We start from the raw sequence: 18631 nt of genomic DNA on the forward strand, positions 1-18631 counted from the left end.
GGGGCCGCCGGGGCCGGTAAGCCTGTTGGGTCCGTTGCGGGGCAGGAGCAGGCACCTGCTTTCGCTGCCGAGGGCCAAGGTGTGCCCGGGTGCGGGCAAGGTGGCGACAAGGGAGACGGGCAGCGGCCCGCCGCTCCGCCGAGGTCCCCCTCCTCGTACGAGCTGCTTCCCGCTCTCTACGACACTCGGGGCGCCGCCGTCGCCTGGATCTCCGACCCGGCCGTCCTGACCGTCTCGCCCGGCCGCGCGCCGCCCGCCCTCGTGCCGCCCTCGCCGATGGACCTCTCCGTTCTGCGCGTGTAGGAGGCCCCTCTCCCAGGGGTTTCTTCAGTCACGTACGCAACAGGAGAAGTGCATCACCATGTCGTCATCCACGGGCAAGTCCTCCGCGTCCACCAGCAAGGCAGCCGCCCGCGCTCAGCAGGCCGCGCGTGAGAAGGCCGCCGCCCGCAAGAAGAAGAACATCGCCGTCGTCGCCGGTGTGGTCGCCGTCGCCGCGATCCTCGGTGTCGCCTCGTACACCGCCTCCAAGCCCGAGAAGGCCTCCACCGCCGCCGCCGGGAAGTCCTCCGGCTCCGGCGGCTCCGACGCCTCCCCGCGCGAGGGCGTCTACCCCGAGCTGGCCGCCCTCGCCCGCCGCGACGCCAAGGACCCGCTGGCCCAGGGCAAGGCCGACGCGCCCGTCGTCATGATCGAGTACGCCGACTTCAAGTGCGGCTTCTGCGGGAAGTTCGCCCGGGACACCGAGCCCGACCTCGTCAAGAAGTACGTCGAGGACGGCACCCTGCGCATCGAGTGGCGGAACTTCCCGATCTTCGGCGAGGACTCCGAGCGGGCCGCGCGCGGGGCCTGGGCGGCCGGCAGGCAGGGCAGGTTCTGGCAGTTCCACGAGGCCGCGTACGCGGACGGGGCCAAGGAGAAGGGCTTCGGGGACGGGCGCCTGAAGGAGCTGGCCCGGGAGGCCGGGGTCGGGGACGTCGAGCGGTTCGCGCGGGACGCGGGGAGTGACGCTGCTCGGGCCGCCGTGAAGAAGGACCAGGAGGAGGGGTACAAGCTCGGCGCCACCTCCACGCCGTCCTTCATCGTCAACGGGCAGCCGATCGCCGGGGCGCAGCCGGATGCCGTGTTCGAGCAGGCCATCGACGCGGCCAAGGCCGAGGCGGCGAAGGGCGGGGCGGGCCAGGGCGGGGCGGGCAAGGGTGCTTCGGGCCAGGGTGGCGAGTCGGGCAAGGGCGGCTCGAAGTGAGCGCCGACGTCGGATACTTCGCCGCGTTCCTGGCGGGGTTGCTGGCCCTCGTGAGCCCGTGCAGTGCCCTGTTGCTGCCCGCCTTCTTCGCCTACTCCATCGACTCGACCTCGCGTCTCCTCGCCCGTACCGGGATCTTCTACGCCGGGCTCGCCACGACGCTGGTGCCGCTCGGCGCCGCCGGGTCCGTGGCCGGGCGGTTCTTCTTCGGGCACCGGGAGCAGTTGGTGTTCTGGGCCGGGTGGCTGATCATCGCGCTCGGTGTCGCGCAGGTCGTGGGCCTTGGCTTCGCCTCGCGGCGCATGGCCGAGCTGTCCGGGCGGATCCGGCCCACCACGGCTGTGTCGGTGTACGCGCTGGGGGCTGTGTACGGGCTTGCCGGGTTCTGTGCGGGGCCGATCCTCGGGAGTGTGCTGACCGTGGCGGCCGTGAGCGGCAGCCCCGTGTACGGGGGCGCTCTCCTTGCCGTGTACGCCCTGGGGATGGCCGTGCCGCTGTTCGTTCTCGCTGTGCTGTGGGAGCGGTTCGAGTTGGGGCGGCGGCGGTGGCTTCGGGGGCGGGTGTTCCGGGTGGGGCGCTTTGAGCTCCATACGACGTCGGTGCTGTCCGGGCTGTTCTTCGTGCTGCTCGGGGGGTTGTTCCTGGCGTACGACGGGGCTGCGGCGCTGCCGGGGTTGCTGGATGTGGACGACTCGTTCGCCGTGCAGGAGTGGGCGGGGCGGCTCGGGGACGCTGTGCCGGACTGGGCGATGCTGGTCGGGGTCGTCGTGGTGGTGGGGGGCGCGGTGCTCCTGCGGCGCCGCCGATCCGCCGCTTCGGACTAGCCGGGGTCCGGTGGGGGTTGCGGTCCTTCGCCCTTGCTCCGGTTGGGGGGGGGCGGGGCCGTGCCGGTATGTCCGTGCTCGCGTGTGTGTCGTCGTCGACAGTTTCTGTGCGCTCGTCGTGGTGGGCCGAGCTGCGCGCGGACATACCGGCACGTCCCCTCCGGTTCGTTGGCGGGGATCGGTCCGGTGGGGGTTCCTCATTTGGCCAACGGTTCGGTGGGGGTTCCCGTTCGGCTAACGGTTCGGTGGGGGTTGCGGCCGCTGTCCGTCCCGCTCTGTGGGCGGCTGGGCTGCGCAGAGGGTGATGGGGGTCCCCTCTGATCGAGCGAAGTCGAGAGCTTGGGGGAGGGAGGGGGAACGGCGAAGGCCCCGTCCGGGGACGGGGCCTTCTGGAGGTGGCTGGGGCCGGGATCGAACCGGCGACCTATCGCTTTTCAGGCGATCGCTCGTACCAACTGAGCTACCCAGCCACGCGACCCCGCGAGCGGAAATCGCAAGCGGTCCTGACGGGATTTGAACCCGCGGCCTCCACCTTGACAGGGTGGCGAGCACTCCAAACTGCTCCACAGGACCAAGCGTTGTGCGAGCACAAGTCTCGCACAGGTGTTGCGTGCCCCCAACGGGATTCGAACCCGTGCTACCGCCTTGAAAGGGCGGCGTCCTGGGCCACTAGACGATGAGGGCTAAGAGGCCCGCCGTGGGCGCTTTGCAGCGCGTCGGGGACGTGAGAAGCATATGGGATGGGGGGAGGGATCGCCAAAACGGTTTACGAGGGCGGGACCGGGGGCGGCGTCGAGGGGTCGGCCCCGGGCTGGTTCTCCTTGGGGAGATGGCGGCTGACCTCGGCCTTCGTGAGGCCGAGCCCGCCCAGTTTGATCTCGTCCCAGGCCTGGAGGCGTTTGGTGGCGCGGTCCAGGTAGAGGACGGACGTCTCCACCGGATCGGGGTGTTCTCCCTCGACCGCGCGCAGGCCGCTGCCGCCCGTGGAACCTTCGACGCGCAGTCGCGTGCCCTCTTCCATGACCTCCATCTCCTGGCGGTGCACATGGCCCGCCAGGGCGAGCGGCACCGTTCCGTCCGTCTGGCGCGCGGCCGTGGGGTTGTGGGTGACGGCGATGTCGACCGGTGTGCCCCTGGCGGCCTGCTCGCGGAGCGATGCGGCGAGGTTGATGCCCGCCATCTCCTCCACCGGATTGCCCTCCTGCTTCACCGAGCGGTCCGGTGTGAACTGGGGGTCCCCGATGCCCGCGAAGCGCAGCCCGGCCACGTCGACGGGCTTGCCGCCGTCGAGGACGTGGGTGTTCTTGAGCTTCTTCAGGTAGCGCTGCGTCGCGAACGAGTCGTGGTTGCCGCGCACCCACACGTAGGGAGCGCCCAGGTCCTCGATCGGGTCGAGGAAGGCGTTCTCGGCGGCGGTGCCGTGGTCCATGGTGTCGCCGGAGTCGACGATGACGTCGATCTCGTACTGCTCGACGAGTGAGGAGACGATTTTCCAGCTGGCCGGGTTGAGGTGGATGTCCGACACGTGCAGGAGGCGGATCGTGGACGGGTCCGGTTCGTACGCGGGGAGGGTGGACGTCACGTCGTACAGCTTCGTCACGTTGGTGACCAGGCGTGCCAACTCCCGCTGGTAGACGTCGAATTCGCTGACGATGTTGCGGGCGTTGCCGACCACGGAGGGGGCGCTGCTCAGGAGGCCCGAGAACTTCGGCTCCAGGACCGACTTGGGGTTCCAGGTCGCGTACGCCGCCACGCCGGAGGCCGCCAGGAGCGCGAGGGCGAGGCCGCCCGCCGCCAGCGCCCTGCGCGGTCTGCGGTACACCGCGAGGCCGAGCGCCGTGGCGCCCGCGACCACGGCCGCGCAGGAGCGCACCGCCAGGTCGAACGTGCCCGTCACGACGTCCTCCGCCACCTCCTCCTGCATCCCCGAGATCCGCTCCGGATGGTCCACGAGGGCCTCCGAGCGCACCGGGTCCAGGCGGTCCACCTCCACGTCCAGGCGGATCGGCGCCACGTGCGAGTTCAGCTCCAGGGCGCCGAGCGGCGACACGTCGATCTTCGTGCCGCCGGTCAGGGACGGGCGCAGCTGCATGCGCGTGTCCATGGGCCCCACGGACGTACGTACGCTGCCGACGATCAGCAGCCCCAGCCAGGCCCCGAGCAGCACCACCGCCACCAGGCCCACCGCACGGCCGAACGGGTGCGGGGCGCTGGTGAGGTTCGTGGTGGGGGGCGGGTGTGCCGCGCGGTAGCGGCTGACGAGAGCGGTCGTCGCCCCGCGCAGGCCGCGCAGGTTCCGCAGAACGACCGAGACGTCGCGCCCCATTGGGCCCGTATGCCCATGCGCGGTGGTGGCTATGCCCGCGCCGGGCGGTCGCCCTGCTCGTCGGGGCGCGGGCGCCGGCTCGTGCGCGGCCGTTCCCGGCCGGGGCGGCGGCGGGTGCGGGGCGTGGCGGACAATGGGCGTGTGCTGGAGATGACGCGCGAGGAGTTCGAGGAACTGGTGGCCGAGGCGCTCGACCGGATTCCGCCCGAGCTGACGCGGCTCATGGACAACGTCGCGGTGTTCGTCGAGGACGAACCGCCCCGCGACGACCCCGAGCTGCTCGGGCTGTACGAGGGAACTCCGCTCACCGACCGCGGGGAGTGGTACGCCGGGGTGCTGCCCGACCGCATCACCATCTACCGGGGGCCCACCCTGCGGATGTGCGAGTCGCGCGAGGACGTCGTCGCCGAGACCGAGATCACCGTGGTGCACGAGGTCGCGCATCACTTCGGGATCGATGACGAGCGGCTGCACGCCCTCGGGTACGGCTGAGGTTCCTGGGGTTCCCGGGACGTTCCGGGGAGTTCCGGGGGGCTTCGGGAGGGCTTCGGACGTCGGTCCGGTGCGGTCGGTTTGAGGCTTCGGTCACAGGTCGGGCGCGGGCGCGGGGTTTCCGTGTCCTCTTGCGGGGCGCGGGAGTTGGGCAGGTCGTTCCTTCCTTCCCCCCAGCGCCTTCGGAGGTGCTCGGCCGTGCGCCATGTGTACGTTTCCGTTCGGTGGGCCGCGGCCGTGGTGGCCGTCGCGGCCACCGCGGGCTGTATGAGCATCGGCGACGACGGGAGCGGCGCGCCCGCCCCCGCACGGTCCGCCGGTGAGCGGAGCGGTGCCGCCGCCCCCGACGGGGGCACCGTCACGCCCGGCGGCTCCCACGGCGACGGGCGCGCGGACGGCGGCCGGGGCGGCGAGAAGGACGGCAAGGGCGGCAAGGACGCCAAGGGCGGCGGGAAGGACGGCGGCAAGGACGGCAAGAAGCCGGCCGCCGGGCGCGGGAAGGACGCCGCGCCGGACGACGAGCCCTCGAAGGGCGGCTCCGCCGGCGGCTCGACCGCCGAGCCCACCAGCGGCGGCGGCAAGCCCTCGCCGACCCGTACGCGGCCGGGGCCCCGGCCGACCCGGAGCACGCCCGCCCCCGACCCGACGTCCGCGACGCCCACGCCCACGCAGGAGCCGACGTCACCGGAGCCGTCGTCGTCCGCCCACGGAGGGGTGGGGGAGCCTGCCGGGCGGGGGGAGCCTTCGCCTCAGGCTGGGCCTGCGTAGGGCCTGCGTGGGGCCTGCGTAGGGCCTACGTGGGGTCTGCGTGGGGTCTGCGTGGGGTCTGCGTGGGGCGGGCGGGGCGCCGCGTATGGGGGAGCTGGTGGGCCGCGTACGGCGGCGGGGTCTGCGTGGGGCGGGCGGGGTGCCGGGTGTCGGCGGTGGGTGTCGGCGGGCCGGGCGTGGGGGCGGGGCTTATGGGGGCTGTCGCGTGGGGGTGCGTGGGGGTGCGGAGCCGTCGGCCGGGGCCCGGGAAAGCCCCGATATGGTGGGCGTTTGCCAATTGGGGTGGGGGGTGCGTATGGTGGTAGATCGTTTGATCCCATTTGCCCGGCGCCGACACAGAAGAGCGCCGCGTGGCGCGTACTCTCCCTTGCCGTGGCTGACCGCATAGAGGCGGTCCATTGCGAAATCACGGAGTTGACGGGCGCGTGCCGAGACTCCGGAAGGTTTCGCATTTCGCATGTCCATTTTCAGTTCTGACCACGCCGTCCTGCCCGAGAACGAGTCGGCCGAGGCCGTCGCGAGCGACGCCGTAGCGGTTGTCGCCGAGGCCGCGGAGACCGTCGAGGCCGCGGACGTCACCGAGGTCACCGCCGAGGCCGTCGTCGAGGCCGTCGAGGCCGACGCCGACGCCGAGCCCGAGATCACCTTCGGTGACCTGGGCCTGCCCGACGGCGTCGTCCGCAAGCTCGCCCGCAACGGCGTGCACACCCCGTTCCCGATCCAGGCCGCGACCATCCCGGACGCCCTGGCCGGCAAGGACATCCTCGGCCGTGGCCGCACCGGCTCCGGCAAGACCCTCTCCTTCGGCCTGCCGACCCTGGCTCGCCTCGCCGACGGCCACACCGAGAAGAAGAAGCCCCGCGCGGTCATCCTCACCCCGACCCGCGAGCTGGCGATGCAGGTCGCCGATGCCCTCCAGCCCTACGGCGACGTCCTCGGCCTGAAGATGAAGGTCGTCTGCGGCGGTACGTCCATGGGCAACCAGATCTACGCCCTGGAGCGCGGCGTCGACATCCTCGTCGCCACCCCCGGCCGTCTGCGCGACATCATCAACCGCGGCGCCTGCTCCCTGGAGAACGTCGAGGTCGCCGTCCTCGACGAGGCCGACCAGATGTCCGACCTGGGCTTCCTGCCCGAGGTCACCGAGCTGCTCGACCAGGTCCCGGCCGGCGGCCAGCGCATGCTGTTCTCCGCCACGATGGAGAACGAGATCTCCACGCTGGTCAAGCGCTACCTGACCAACCCGGTGACGCACGAGGTCGACAGCGCCCAGGGCAACGTCACGACCATGACGCACCACATCCTGATCGTGAAGCCCCGCGACAAGGCGCCGGTCACCGCCGCCATCGCCGCGCGCAAGGGCCGCACCATCATCTTCGTCCGCACCCAGCTGGGCGCCGACCGCATCGCGGAGCAGCTGCGCGACGCCGGTGTGAAGGCCGACGCGCTGCACGGCGGCATGACGCAGGGCGCGCGTACGCGGACGCTGGCCGACTTCAAGGACGGCTACGTCAACGCCCTCGTCGCCACCGACGTCGCCGCCCGCGGCATCCACGTCGACGGCATCGACCTGGTCCTGAACGTGGACCCGGCCGGCGACCACAAGGACTACCTGCACCGCTCCGGCCGTACCGCTCGCGCGGGCCGCTCCGGCACGGTCGTGTCCCTGTCCCTGCCGCACCAGCGCCGCCAGATCTTCCGCCTCATGGAGGACGCGGGCGTCGACGCCTCGCGCCACATCATCAACGGCGGCGGCGCGTTCGACCCGGAGGTCGCCGAGATCACCGGCGCCCGCTCCATGACCGAGGTCCAGGCCGAGTCCGCGGGCAACGCGGCCACCCAGGCCGAGCGTGAGGTCCGCGACCTCACCAAGGACCTGGAGCGCGCCCAGCGCCGCGCCGCCGAGCTGCGCGACGAGGCCGACCGCCTCACCGCCCGCGCCGCCCGCGAGCGCGGCGAGACCGTTCCTTCCGGCGGGGGGGCGGCCGCGGTCGCCGAGGCCGCCGCCGAGGCCCCCGCCGAGACCGAGGGCGAGGCCGCCGCGGTGTCGGCGCCGGAGCAGCCGGTCGCGGAGCGCGACGCCGAGCGTCCCGCCCGCGAGGACCGCCCCTCGTACGAGCAGCGTCGTCCGGCCCGTGACGAGCGCGGCAACTACGAGAAGGAGCGCCGCTCCTTCGACCGCCGCGACGACCGCGGTGACCGTGGCGGCTTCAACCGTGACCGTCGTGACGACCGTGGTGGCCGTTCCTTCGAGCGCCGTGACGACCGTGGCAACGGTGGCGGCTTCAACCGTGACCGTCGTGACGACCGCGGCGGCTTCAACCGCGACGACCGCGGCGGCGACCGTGGCGGCTTCCGCCGTGACTTCAACCGCGATGACCGTGGCGGCCGTTCCTTCGAGCGTCGTGACGACCGCGGCGGCTTCAACCGTGACCGCCGTGACGACCGTGGCGGCGACCGCGGCGGCCGTTCCTTCAACCGTGACGACCGCGGTGGCTTCAACCGCGACCGTCGTGACGACCGTGGCGGCGACCGTGGCGGCCGTTCCTTCGAGCGCCGTGACGAGCGGGGCGGCTTCCGCCGCGACGACCGCCCGTCCGGTCACCGGGGCAGCGACCGCCCGTTCAACCGCGACCGCCGCGACGACCGCCCCGCCGGCGGCCACCGCGCGGGCGGCCACGACCGTCCGTCGTACAACCGCGGCTCCGGCTCCGGCACCGGCTCCTTCGGCCGCCGCGACGACAAGCCGCGCTGGAAGCGCAACGGCTGACGCCGTCTGAGCAGTGACTGAAGGCCCGTACGACGTACACGTCGTACGGGCCTTCGCCACACCACGGGCACCCGGACGGGATACCCGATCGGATGCCGGGCCCCGTCCGGCTATGCTCATGGGTGCGCCGACACCGTGTCGGCGAGGACCGTTAGCTCAATTGGCAGAGCAGTGGACTTTTAATCCATTGGTTGTGGGTTCGAGTCCCACACGGTCTACCGGCGTGGGGGAGGGGAAATCCCTTCTGACCTGCTACGCAGCGTCCGAGTCGGCTTCGGTCGGCTCGGGCGCTGTGATGTTTTCGGGGCCTTGCGTGAGCGGATGTGCCGGGGACGCTCAGCGGGGAGAGCCCCAGACTTGGTCATGCCGTCAGATCGAACTGCTTGAGCCAATCCGGATCGGCGTCGCCAACCGTCGCAACCTGGCCGCCGCAGAGCATCACCATGTACAGGGTGAACGTGATCGGTTTGTCCCCGTAGTGCTCGATCCCTTCGTTGAGCGTCAGATTCGGCGCGTCCGGATGGCCGATGAACCCTGCCGCTTGGACGAGGTCATCGTGATTGATTCCCAGGCTGTCGGAGACCCACGTGACGGCGTCGCGCGCCTGGTCCTCGGTGATCTGCTCCCGTGCCGCGACAAGCCAGCCCATCAGGATCGCCCACACCGCGGTGGGATCTGAAGGGTGCTCACCCTCAATGAACGAGGCCCCAGGCTCCTCGGAGGGGTTCTCCATCCACGTTGCAATATCTGCGCGCAGGCGCTTCGCCGTCCGCACACGGGAGATTTCAGAGAGGTCCGGCCTGACATCGCACCCCGCCTTAGCAGCTCGTGCACTCCGGCGGCGCTTGCTGTTTCGTCCCATGGACCGAGCATGACGCCCGTGCCCGCCAGGGGGAGTGGAAATAGCCCAGAACGTGGAGATCTGCTAGCGATCAGGCGGTACGCCGAGACGCGGTTCTAGTTCGCTGTGCGGTCGTGATCAGTTCGCCCGTCCGGGTTGATGGCTGGAGCAGATGCTACGCAGGACGTGTGACTGACCGTCACCGTTGACCTCATCTTCCTGTAACGGAAGGGGAGTTGTGCGGGAGGGCTCCGGCTGAGGTAGCCTGCCCGCCATCGACCTTTGTCGACTGGGCGCAGAGGCTCAGGAGCTCCGGCGTGCGGGCCCGGTACCGCCATCGCCGTCTCACGGGTGTTAGTGCACTCACTCTGCGGAAGCGGTGCAGGAAGCATCTGTTTTGGCGTGCGACTCAAACGCTGCCGGGGGCGAGTGAGGTTTTTGCATGTCAAATTCAGCGAAAAAGCAGGCCGCGCGCATCCGCATGAAGTACTCGGGCGAGTTGTATGAAGCGGCGCTTGCGGGAATCCCTAACGATCGTTCGCACGGCTTGGATTCTTTCGCACCACAACAGCGTCAGTTGAATGCAATGCTAGCCCTTGGCCTATTCAATCGAGGCGACGAAGGTGCATCGCCGAAGCGGTGGACGATCAACACTCTGACGTGGTACACGATTAAGGTCTCGCCGCGTTGGAACCGTTTGGTCTTTATCGCGGATGCGCCGATGAATGTTGCACAGTATCTCGTCCCGGACAGCGAAAATTTCCTGCGGGTTCCAGGTATGCGCCTTAGGGGCGGAGTATTCGGTTACGGCTACGTGTTGGAGCATGTTCCGACAGGTGGGGAACTGGTAGTCACCGACGATCCAAACGGTAAAGTGGTTGGAAGGCTGAGCGATACCGATCGTCGAATGCTGTCGCTCGATACCCCCTTGCTGCCGGAGGAGAGGCGTCTCTACGCGGCGCTGCCAGCTATGACCGCTGGCGCTCAAACCCTGCTAGCGGGCGTTGCCGTGAGGATGTCCATGGCTGACCCGGGTCGGCGCTGGGCCACGGGTAACTGGTATTGGGACCCGCTGCGGCGTATGGGCCATACGGAGGTTGAGGGATACGACGACCCCCAGCGGCGGCTTTGGGGGGAGGGTGACGAGTGGGAGGCGCAATGGACGGGATATCCCTACGCGCAGGATGTTGCGCTCGCACTGACTGACCCCGTGATCGGGGTGCCCGGTGCGAAACTCTCCACCCGGCGACACAGATATGAGGTATCCCTGAAGGGATCGGTACTCAAGATTCGACGCTGATCAGACCGGATGGCCGAGTCGATCAACTTCCCATACGGAGATTCGTCGAATCATGATTGAGATCCCTCAGAGTGCGATCGAAGGGATGCCGTGGTGGGCGTTCCTGCTTCTAGTTTTCCTCTTCTTCCTGCCGCTGGCTTTGGTGCGGCTACTCGTGCCAAAAGACTCCCGATATCGCTATCTGTGGTGGGTGGCTTGGCTGGAGCACCGGCGGAAGCGTGCCGCTATAAAGCATAGACTGCGGGATCGGAAATGAATTCCCTCGTCTTCATAAGGGGGCGATGGACTTGGGCCTGTACTTGGGCGTCGTCCCGACCAGGCTGCATCAAGATCATGCCCCTTCTGGCTACCTTATTTCTCCTGACCAATCCCACAGACCTTGACCGAACAGATAGAAGCACCCTCCGCGGCGACTGGTCTCAGGGTCTAGCGGACTGGATCGCCTCCTGCAGGTTGCTCACGGCCTGCTCAGCATGCGCGCGGACGCTGTCCCAGGCAGCGGTGAAGTCGTGGACCGGGAAGCCCAGCCCAAGCGAGTGGTGGGCGGTGGCGAGTTCCGGCCGTGGCTTGGGGTGGACGGCAGAGTTGCGGATGACACGGATCTGGTCCAGGAGCTGTACGGCTTGGTGGACCGCGTCGCGGTCGAGCGCGGGTAGCTTGTCGGCGAGATGTTCCTCTAGTCGCAGCAGGCCCGAGCCTGGACTGCGGCCGGGCACCTTGAAGTCGCGCAGGATGTCTGTCAAGACGACCAGCCCGGAGTTGTAGGCCGCTTCGTCGTCGACGTCCAAGGCGAGGAGGCTGGAGCGATCCATGGGCGGCGGGACAACTAGGGCTTCGCCCAAGACCAGCTCGTAGGTAACGTCGAGGAAGTTCAGCGCGCGCAACAAGGCGCGCGGCTCGGTGAAGGACAGCGCCTCCGGCGGCGCAGGCGGCGACAGGTGGGCGGCGATATCGGCGAGGTAGAGGTCGAGGGTGTCGCAGTCCGCGGATGGCAGCGCGCCGAGTCGGCCGGTGAGGGATGTCTTGTTGAAGCGCATGCCCGGCCACTCGCGGTCGGCGATCTGCGCCATGCGCTCCAGCAGGGGACTGGTGCCGTCGATCTCCTTCAGGGCGTCGCCGAGGTTCACGTCGATATCGGGCAGGTCGAAGGGGCTGTCGAGAATCTTGTCCTGCTCCCAGGTCATCTGTTGCAGATACGCCAGCAGGCCACGGGCAAGATCGCGGGCCATTTGGTCATGCTGCAGGTGGTAGAGCCCCGCCATGGTCAGGTACACCGGCCCGTCGGACTGCGGGGCGAAGCCGTGCCCCCACCACCCGACGGCCCGGTAGCCGGTTGAGACCCGGTCTTGGCCGATCACGGGGAAGCTGCAGAGGACCTTCGCGGCGTCGTGGCTGTGCTTTCGCATGCGGTAAGCGACGTGGAAAAAGTTCGGGAAGCGCTCGTGTTCGACGAACGTCGTCCACACGAGGTCGAGGAGGAGCCGTTGCTCCTCGGTGAGCGGGTCTGTCAGGCCGGTCATGGCGTCTATCTCCAGGTGGGGCAACGGACCAGGATAGAGGTGCCGCCCAGCTGGGGCATATCGTGTTTCGGGTTAGTGGGCACCGGCCTTGCTCGGCGTGCCTGGGAGGCCCGCACGACCGTCCTGCAGGATGGTCCTCATTTTTATGCCGGGCCGGAAGGCTGCCGAGCGACAAGTGCTACGGGAAAAGGGCAGGTGTCGGCAGTCGTGCGTTGCGTCTAATAGAGGGCATGACTGATCAGGCTTCTTCCGCGCTGTGGCGGTTCATCCAGGACGACGACCCCGACGCGTTCACGCTCATTGTGGAAACCGCGAACGGGCAGTACGTGCGGCGCATACGTCCGGCGCTACCGCTGCCGTCCGGCGTGGAGCACGGCCCGGGTGCCGAGGCGGCGGCACATACCGCCGCTGCCACCTGGGGTCTGTCCGATTTCGTCTTCCAGTCCGCCTACGCCAGCAAGGGCTCCGGTCGACGCGAGCTCGGCGACAGGCTGTTGCTCGCCGGAGGAAGTGGCGCGGTGATCCAGGTCAAGGCGCGCACGATCCAGCCCAAGGACGCGTACAGCGAGGTGGCCTGGATACAGAAGGTGGCGACCAAGGCGGTACGTCAGGCCAAGGGCACCGTGCGTCAGTTGCGGATGCTGCCCGCTGACATGGCCAACGGCCGCGATCGCACGCTGTCTGTCGACGGCAACGCCTACGAGTGGATCGGGGTGTTTCTGCTGGATCACGAGCAAGTACCCGAGGGCACGATCTGCTCGCTGGAGCCGATAGGCATGCCCACGATCGCCCTGACGCGGCGGGACTGGGACTTCCTTTTCGACCAGCTGCGCTCTACCACCGCCGTCCTGGATTACCTCTTCCGCGCCGCCGTCGAGCCCCCCGTAGCCCTGGGCGAAGAGCCCGTGCGGTACTACGAGTTCGCCGCGGCCGACGCCGAGGCACCCCCCGGCCCCCTTAACCCAGATGTCGCCGGACTCGGCGGGATCCACTTCTCCGCCCCATTGCTCCCGCAGGCCCCAGTGGGGTCGGATCATGCTCACCGGGTCATGCGAATCATCATGGAGGACGTCGCCACCAGCGCCATCCGATCGCAGATGAGTGAGCCCAACCGGCAGCTCCTCCTCTCCGACCTGGACAAGCTGCCGGTCGGAGCGCGCGCTGAGTGGGGACAACTGCTGCTGGACATGCTGGCCGACGTGCGTGAGGTGCCCGCTGACGAATCCAAGTGGCGCTGGCGCCGTTCCATCAACCCGTCCGGCACCCGCCAGCTCATCTTCGGATGCGCCACGCGCTTCGGTCCCGAGGTGGAAGCCGCCTTCCAGTCGTACGTACTGCTACGCCACCACCAACTCCACCAGCAGACCGGCCTGGCCGAACAAAGCTCCACCCTCGGCGTGCTGCTTACCCCGCGCACCGATGGCAGCCGGCCATGGGACACCACCTTGCTGCGCACCGAGGGCGACAATGAACTGAGCTCCGAAGAAGTGGAGCGATACACCGAGCTCTGGAATCCCCAGCCCACCGAAGCTTCCTCAGCGCGGTCTCTGCCGTTCAGCTGATGACAGGGATGCCGCGCTCGATGATCACGAAGTCCCGCTACTGGCCGTGATGCTGCCTGATGCGTTCTCGCGTGTTGATGGCCGGGGAAGTCGCCGTGCTCGTGCAGCGCGAGGTTGCCGGCGGTGCCGTACACGGAGAACTCGACAGCATCGGTGTTCCGCAGTGGTCGGAGACCTTGGTGGCGGTGGCCTCGCCGACCTCTCGCGCGTTGGGCTGCAGGAGCCGGTTCCCTGGTGTCCGTGTATAGACCACGGGTGACGCCAGCGTGGTCTACGACGAGTTGAGGGAGATGGGCATGCGCTCACCTCCTAATTTTCCAGGATCCGCTCCAGATCCTCTATGGAATAGAGTTCCTGCAAGCCCTCTAGGTCGCCAGTGTGGGCGAGTACCTGATTTAGCTGCTCAAATTTTAGGTCTGGCGAGAGTTCGCGGACATGTCTTTCCTACTTCCGTAGACGTGCGACGACTGCCTCGATTTATTGGCCGAACTTGTCTTCTCTCTCGATATTCACCATAGTTGCGTCAGAGATTGCCTGAGAGGCTTGAGTGACTTCTTCAGGGCCAAGAATCGATATGCGACGCGTGCGTTCCAGCATGCGAGTGGTTGCTTGGTGCAGTTCCGTACGAAGGGGCCTATGTTGGCCTTCCTCTGCTGGACGGGCCAGCTCCTTTCGCCTGCGGGTGCGCTCGTCCCAGGCGTCGAGGAGTCCCTCGCAGGTGGAAAGACGTTGTTGCCGTAGCCAATGAGCGTGTTCGTTTGAAGCCTGGTCGTGTGCCTGTCCGCGCACAGCATCGGCTCTCTTGTTTGCTCCAGCCTTGGTGGCCCATGCCGTGAAAGCAGCTCTCAGTATCGAGCCGAGAAGCCCGCAACCTGCCGCTATCAGCGCGACGATTCCCTCATCCACAAGGGGTCATGGTGCACGAGGAGTTGGCGCCGTAGTAGTGGACAGAGAAGTTTACGAGCCGAACAGTGCGGGGGTCGCGCCGAGCAGCGCGGTCAGCCTGCTGAGGGCGCACAACAGAACTTTGCAGTGGGGCAGTCGGGGTGCGAGGTAGGGCATGCAGGAGCAGGAGATGCGACCTGTAGTGACGCATTGGGGACGGTGACCCCTGTCTTGGATGGATGCGGTCGGCACGTACGACGGTGAGCAGTAGCCGGTCGACAAGTCGCGATCCCACTGAAGTGCAGGAGCATGCTGCCATCTGGCAGATCGCCCAGGCGCTCACAGGGCAGCCGGATACTTGGCTGTGATGACACCCTGGCTTGGTATGACGAGGGGACCTGCTCTGGTCCCTGGGCACTCTCCACACGTGGGGCATCCGCCCGTTCGCGTCGCGCTCTCAGCTTGTGGTGCTTGGCCGATGCCGGGGAAAAGCGTCCCCGATCGGCCAGTGCTCAGGCAGACCAAGAGACGTGTGGATGGGGCGAGCCGCTGACTGGCGTTCGATGTATATATCGACCAGTTGCGCCGTTTCCCAGGTGGAGAGAACGGGGGCCGGAAGCGAGTCAGGTGCGGGGCTTTGCCAGAGGACTGGGACCGTCTTCGCCCAGGTCCAAGGTGCCGGGTTATCGACGGTCAGTACGCCGCTGACCCGGCTATGGGTCTGATCTTGCGCAGCAGTCCAGTAGCCGTCGGCATTGCGTCCGAAGGTCGATCCGGTGTGGTGGGCGTACTCGACCGAGGTCCCGTACAACGCGCTCTCGGTGTCCTCATCCTCGGGAAAGGACGCCGAATTACCAACTGCCACGATGAATGGCAGCGCCAAGTCGCCGTACTTCCTGCCCTTCTTTCTCACAGCTTTGAGTACCCGATCTGAGTCATCGGCGACCCACACCGGGGGATGGAAGCCGATTGTCCTGCTCGTCGGATCGCCTCGCCTGCCGGGGCTGCGGGGGATCGCGTCGAAGCTGAGACTCCAACCCGCCTCCTGCCAGGTATGCCTGGGTAGCGGCATCTTCTGCTCATACTCGGCAGTGACCTGGTCGGGGTCCAAGCTTGCCAGCCATCGTGTCAGCTCGTTCCTCAACCGCCGTTGTGGCGGCGTGATCGAGCCAACGCTGTCAACCTTGTATGCCACGTAGAAGTTTGGGCTCGGAACGCGGTCAATCGTGTCCACCACCTGAGGCGGGAGCGAGCTGCTCCTGGTTGCGTTCAGATTCTCGGCCGTCCAGATCGCCTCGACAACAAATTGCTCATCGCCACGGGTGACCAGGAAGTCTGGGTACTTTCCCCGTGTGCCTATTTGCTGCTCGATCTCCACGGTGCAACCGGAGCCAAGCAGCATCTTGTGCACGTACAGCTCCCACAACGCGGAGAAGACGTTCACGTCGGAATTACGATCGCGTAGCCGACTGCGCAGGCCGGGCTGAGCATCGGGGGGCAGGTGTGACCACCACTCGTTGATCACATCTCGAACCTGATCCCAGAACGGACCGGCTATCCGTTCGAAGAATTCGGCATCCGACTCCGATGCTCGCTTCGGTGCCGTATCTGTCCGATGTCGGCTTATGTACACGCCCATGGCGAACGATCATAGATTGCTCCGTGTGCCGCTCTCACGGGTTTTCTGCAGCGTCCCGGCGACGCTTGGGTTGAGTCCGATGTCGCCGTCCTCCGCACGCCCTTGATGATCGTGCGCCGTCACTCGCTGCCGACAGAGACGCGGAGCCAATGATCAGTAGGTGCTGTTGAGACCTGACCAGCATCTGCGGCTGTTCCGAGACGGAACGCGTCGACTCGTAACCTCGGCTCCGTTCCGAACGGAACGTCGCGTCCTTTCGCCACCGGGCCGGGCGCAGAGATCCAGCCCAGCGGTGACAGCGGTCTCGGCTGCCGAGCGCCCTGGCCTGGTGCCGACCACTCGCCGCCAAGTCGGAGCGAGCCCAGAGGTCAGCCCTGGTGTTCCTCCTGCTCGTCCCGCAAGGCGTCGCGTACGAAGCGCCAGGCGTGGATTGCGTCACCGACGTCCATCAACAGCCCTCGGAGTTGGCGAATCAGAACCCGCGCAGCACAAATGGCAGTAACGACTTCGAATTCCACCGCGAGCCCGCTCATCGGCTGCTCCCCACCTCGGGCACCAGCCTCTCCGCCTCGCACCGCGAAGTCTGTACCCAGCCAGGCACATTTCGCGATCACCCTGGGCTTCACCCACGCGATCAGACGGACACGCGGCTGAACTCAACGAGCCGAGCCTCTTTGGGGCGCCGCGTACAAGACTCGCTGCCGTGCGGGAGCGGGTCAGCATCAGAGTTGATGCATTTGCTGATCTTGAAGATCCGCGTCACGGGAACGAGGCTGAGCCGATGCACCCAGGCTGCCCGTCGAAGGGGCCGGTGTCTGCAGGGTCGAGCCTACTTTTTGTGATCTTGGATGGATCTGCACGCGTGGCCCGTCCGGGGTGTTCCGTGCAGTTCATGCGGGGTGCTGTGCGTGAGCGATGCGTGAGCGGACGGTCCGGCAACAGCCGTCAGGCACTAATCCCCGATGCACGGTGAAGGTCTCCTGAGCAGCTGGTTTCGGACGGCGAGAGGGCGTCCGGAACCACCCGTCATGCTCTGGCCAGGACTTTTAATCCATTGGTTGTGGGTTCGAGTCCCACGCGGTCTACCTCTCAGGCCCAGGTCGGGCAGTGCCCGACCTGGGCCTGTGGCGTGCGCGGAGCCTGTCCGTCCTCGGTGCATCGCTTGCCCGCGTATGCGTACGCCGCGACCCAGGTGATCTCCAGCTGCGCCGACGACCCCGGCTCGGCGTAGGGGCCGTACAGTGCGCTCTCGTTCTGCAGGATCCAGCTCAGTGGCCGGGACGGCACGCCGCGGGTGTCCTCGCCGATGTGTTTGCCGTCCATGGAGAAGCGGACCCGGCCGGGGGTCCACTCGGTGCTCACCGTGTGCCACTCGGTCCAGCGTTCGCCGGTGGGGAAGCGGCCCTGCGGGCGGCCGTCGCAGGGGTGGTGGAAGGCCGTGATGGTGTCCGTCCAGTTCTGTTCGGGGTAGTCGATCTCGCAGCCGCCCCCGTAGTGCAGCCACGCCGACTTGTAGCCCGGTGCCGGCTCGGTCACCTTGATGCGGGCGGAGAATTTGCCGTACGCCCGCTCCATGGTCCTGCGCGGTACGACCGCTGCGGAGTGGATGTCGCCGCCGTCGGCCGGGCGGAACATGCGGATCCTCATCCGTCCGTCGCCGTTGACCGCCGGGCCGACGCTGACGGTGTCCTCGGGGTGGTAGGTCCCGCCGACGGCGCGGCCCGTGTTGCCGTCCGCGCCGGACTTGGCCGTGTCCGGCCAACCGGTCGGGTAGGCCCACCAGTCGGCGCGGTACCGGCCCGGGAGCCCGCCGCACCAGGCTGTGCGCCGGTCGGGGTCGTGGTCGCAGTCGGAGAAGCTGCCGAGCGTCACGCGGTCGCCGTTGAAGTTCTCCGCGAACACCTGGCGGAAGGGGCCGCAGTCGCCGCGCGGCATGCTGGTTTTCGCGGTCCAGCAGGTGTCCCGGGGCTGCGCGGCGGACGCCTCGGCGTCAGCCTCGGCCGGTGCGAGGAGGAGCGCCGCTGTTGCCGCGGTGACCCCGGCGGTGGCCCTCGCGGCGGTGAGGGCGTGTCGTGTGCGCGGGCGTCGGTTGCTTTCAGGCATGGCTCTTTCCTGAAGGCTCAGGCAGCGGGGATTGTCTGGGGGATTTTGGATATTACGTCCGGATTAAATCCTTCGCCGGTCGTATCCAGTTCCTCGCCGCGCCGGTTCGGCCGACCCCGTCCCGCGCTACCCCGCAGCCGCCATCACCCTGCGCTGTCGCCCCGCGGCGGGGGCCCGGGAGACCGACTCTGTTTCGGGCTGGTGGTCGTCGAGCAATGGTTTCCCCCGTCTGGTTGTCGTGATCATTGCGGAGATGGTTCAGCCGGGTCCATCCGCCCCCAGCCGGACCCGGACCCGGACCTGGGCCTGTGGCGTTTCCGCGAAGGCCGGGGCCCGTTTGCTCGGCCGCTGCTCG

Annotated in this window: 14 protein-coding genes and 4 tRNA genes; 9 read left to right on the forward strand and 9 right to left on the reverse strand. The window is 68.0% G+C overall.

Going from position 1 to position 18631, the window contains the following annotated elements:
* Nucleotides 1-81 precede the first annotated feature (81 nt).
* From ACZ6BG_RS29680 to ACZ6BG_RS29690, 3 genes are read left to right on the forward strand one after another with little or no spacing between them, the layout of a single operon-like run.
* Nucleotides 82-303, forward strand: coding sequence for a hypothetical protein (locus ACZ6BG_RS29680; protein WP_469007098.1), 222 nt, complete (start codon nt 82-84; stop codon nt 301-303).
* Nucleotides 304-361: 58 nt separating this feature from the next.
* Nucleotides 362-1246, forward strand: a complete 885-nt coding sequence (locus tag ACZ6BG_RS29685; RefSeq protein WP_469007101.1) for a DsbA family protein — start codon at nt 362-364, stop codon at nt 1244-1246.
* A complete protein-coding gene (locus ACZ6BG_RS29690; RefSeq protein ID WP_469007103.1) occupies nt 1243-2070 on the forward strand; it encodes a cytochrome c biogenesis CcdA family protein in 828 nt (275 codons plus the stop codon). Before ACZ6BG_RS29685 ends, ACZ6BG_RS29690 begins: the two co-directional genes overlap by 4 nt.
* Nucleotides 2071-2466: 396 nt before the next feature.
* Here ACZ6BG_RS29690 and ACZ6BG_RS29695 read toward each other — a convergent pair.
* The 4 genes from ACZ6BG_RS29695 to ACZ6BG_RS29710 form a co-directional block, all read right to left on the reverse strand.
* A tRNA-Phe gene (locus tag ACZ6BG_RS29695) sits at nt 2467-2540 on the reverse strand.
* A gap of 28 nt (nt 2541-2568) precedes the next feature.
* Nucleotides 2569-2643: transfer RNA gene (locus tag ACZ6BG_RS29700), tRNA-Asp, on the reverse strand.
* Between the two features lie 38 nt (nt 2644-2681).
* Nucleotides 2682-2754, reverse strand: a tRNA-Glu gene (locus ACZ6BG_RS29705).
* An 82-nt stretch (nt 2755-2836) separates the two neighbouring features.
* Nucleotides 2837-4396 (reverse strand): metallophosphoesterase family protein, encoded by a 1560-nt coding sequence (locus tag ACZ6BG_RS29710; RefSeq protein WP_469007106.1) that lies wholly within the window; start codon nt 4394-4396, stop codon nt 2837-2839.
* Between the two features lie 141 nt (nt 4397-4537).
* Between ACZ6BG_RS29710 and ACZ6BG_RS29715 the strand changes: the two genes are divergently transcribed.
* From ACZ6BG_RS29715 to ACZ6BG_RS29730, 4 genes are all read left to right on the forward strand, one after another.
* Nucleotides 4538-4888: a metallopeptidase family protein gene (locus ACZ6BG_RS29715; protein WP_016643405.1), complete on the forward strand. Its 351-nt coding sequence runs from the start codon at nt 4538-4540 to the stop codon at nt 4886-4888.
* Nucleotides 4889-5086: 198 nt separating this feature from the next.
* Nucleotides 5087-5656, forward strand: coding sequence for a hypothetical protein (locus ACZ6BG_RS29720; protein WP_469007109.1), 570 nt, complete (start codon nt 5087-5089; stop codon nt 5654-5656).
* Nucleotides 5657-6113: 457 nt separating this feature from the next.
* A complete protein-coding gene (locus ACZ6BG_RS29725; RefSeq protein WP_469007111.1) occupies nt 6114-8426 on the forward strand; it encodes a DEAD/DEAH box helicase in 2313 nt (770 codons plus the stop codon).
* A gap of 145 nt (nt 8427-8571) precedes the next feature.
* Nucleotides 8572-8644, forward strand: a tRNA-Lys gene (locus ACZ6BG_RS29730).
* A gap of 143 nt (nt 8645-8787) precedes the next feature.
* On the opposite strand, the gene ACZ6BG_RS29735 is transcribed toward ACZ6BG_RS29730, so the two are convergent.
* Nucleotides 8788-9201, reverse strand: coding sequence for a hypothetical protein (locus tag ACZ6BG_RS29735; RefSeq protein WP_469007114.1), 414 nt, complete (start codon nt 9199-9201; stop codon nt 8788-8790).
* Nucleotides 9202-9709: 508 nt separating this feature from the next.
* On the opposite strand from ACZ6BG_RS29735, the gene ACZ6BG_RS29740 reads away from it, so the two are divergent.
* The gene (locus ACZ6BG_RS29740; protein WP_469007118.1) at nt 9710-10567 is read left to right on the forward strand and encodes a hypothetical protein; all 858 of its coding nucleotides are present in this window, start codon (nt 9710-9712) and stop codon (nt 10565-10567) included.
* Nucleotides 10568-10986: 419 nt separating this feature from the next.
* On the opposite strand, the gene ACZ6BG_RS29745 is transcribed toward ACZ6BG_RS29740, so the two are convergent.
* Complete coding sequence (locus ACZ6BG_RS29745) at nt 10987-12111, reverse strand: hypothetical protein (protein ID WP_469007120.1); 1125 nt, start codon at nt 12109-12111, stop codon at nt 10987-10989.
* A gap of 206 nt (nt 12112-12317) precedes the next feature.
* Here ACZ6BG_RS29745 and ACZ6BG_RS29750 point away from each other — a divergent pair, with 206 nt between their 5' ends.
* On the forward strand, nt 12318-13649 hold the full coding sequence (locus ACZ6BG_RS29750) for a hypothetical protein (protein ID WP_469007123.1): 1332 nt from the start codon (nt 12318-12320) through the stop codon (nt 13647-13649).
* A 1342-nt stretch (nt 13650-14991) separates the two neighbouring features.
* Here ACZ6BG_RS29750 and ACZ6BG_RS29755 read toward each other — a convergent pair.
* The 3 genes from ACZ6BG_RS29755 to ACZ6BG_RS29765 form a co-directional block, all read right to left on the reverse strand.
* Nucleotides 14992-16173 carry a hypothetical protein gene (locus ACZ6BG_RS29755; RefSeq protein ID WP_469007126.1) on the reverse strand — a complete coding sequence of 394 codons (1182 nt, stop codon included), beginning with the start codon at nt 16171-16173 and terminating at the stop codon, nt 14992-14994.
* 368 nt (nt 16174-16541) lie between these two features.
* Nucleotides 16542-16706, reverse strand: coding sequence for a hypothetical protein (locus ACZ6BG_RS29760; protein WP_469007128.1), 165 nt, complete (start codon nt 16704-16706; stop codon nt 16542-16544).
* 556 nt (nt 16707-17262) lie between these two features.
* Nucleotides 17263-18276 carry a glycoside hydrolase family 16 protein gene (locus tag ACZ6BG_RS29765; RefSeq protein WP_469007131.1) on the reverse strand — a complete coding sequence of 338 codons (1014 nt, stop codon included), beginning with the start codon at nt 18274-18276 and terminating at the stop codon, nt 17263-17265.
* Between the last annotated feature and the right edge of the window lie 355 nt (nt 18277-18631).

Source organism: Streptomyces sp. NPDC041205 (assembly GCF_055591765.1).

What these genes read in the sequence shown, in the direction of transcription:
- ACZ6BG_RS29725 (WP_469007111.1), top strand. Translation starts at nt 6,114, where the DNA reads ATGTCCATTTTCAGTTCTGACCACGCCGTCCTGCCCGAGAACGAGTCG.
- ACZ6BG_RS29750 (WP_469007123.1), top strand. Translation starts at nt 12,318, where the DNA reads ATGACTGATCAGGCTTCTTCCGCGCTGTGGCGGTTCATCCAGGACGAC.
- ACZ6BG_RS29755 (WP_469007126.1), bottom strand. Translation starts at nt 16,173, where the DNA reads ATGGGCGTGTACATAAGCCGACATCGGACAGATACGGCACCGAAGCGA.
- ACZ6BG_RS29685 (WP_469007101.1), top strand. Translation starts at nt 362, where the DNA reads ATGTCGTCATCCACGGGCAAGTCCTCCGCGTCCACCAGCAAGGCAGCC.
- ACZ6BG_RS29760 (WP_469007128.1), bottom strand. Translation starts at nt 16,706, where the DNA reads ATGAGCGGGCTCGCGGTGGAATTCGAAGTCGTTACTGCCATTTGTGCT.
- ACZ6BG_RS29740 (WP_469007118.1), top strand. Translation starts at nt 9,710, where the DNA reads ATGTCAAATTCAGCGAAAAAGCAGGCCGCGCGCATCCGCATGAAGTAC.
- ACZ6BG_RS29710 (WP_469007106.1), bottom strand. Translation starts at nt 4,396, where the DNA reads ATGGGGCGCGACGTCTCGGTCGTTCTGCGGAACCTGCGCGGCCTGCGC.
- ACZ6BG_RS29765 (WP_469007131.1), bottom strand. Translation starts at nt 18,276, where the DNA reads ATGCCTGAAAGCAACCGACGCCCGCGCACACGACACGCCCTCACCGCC.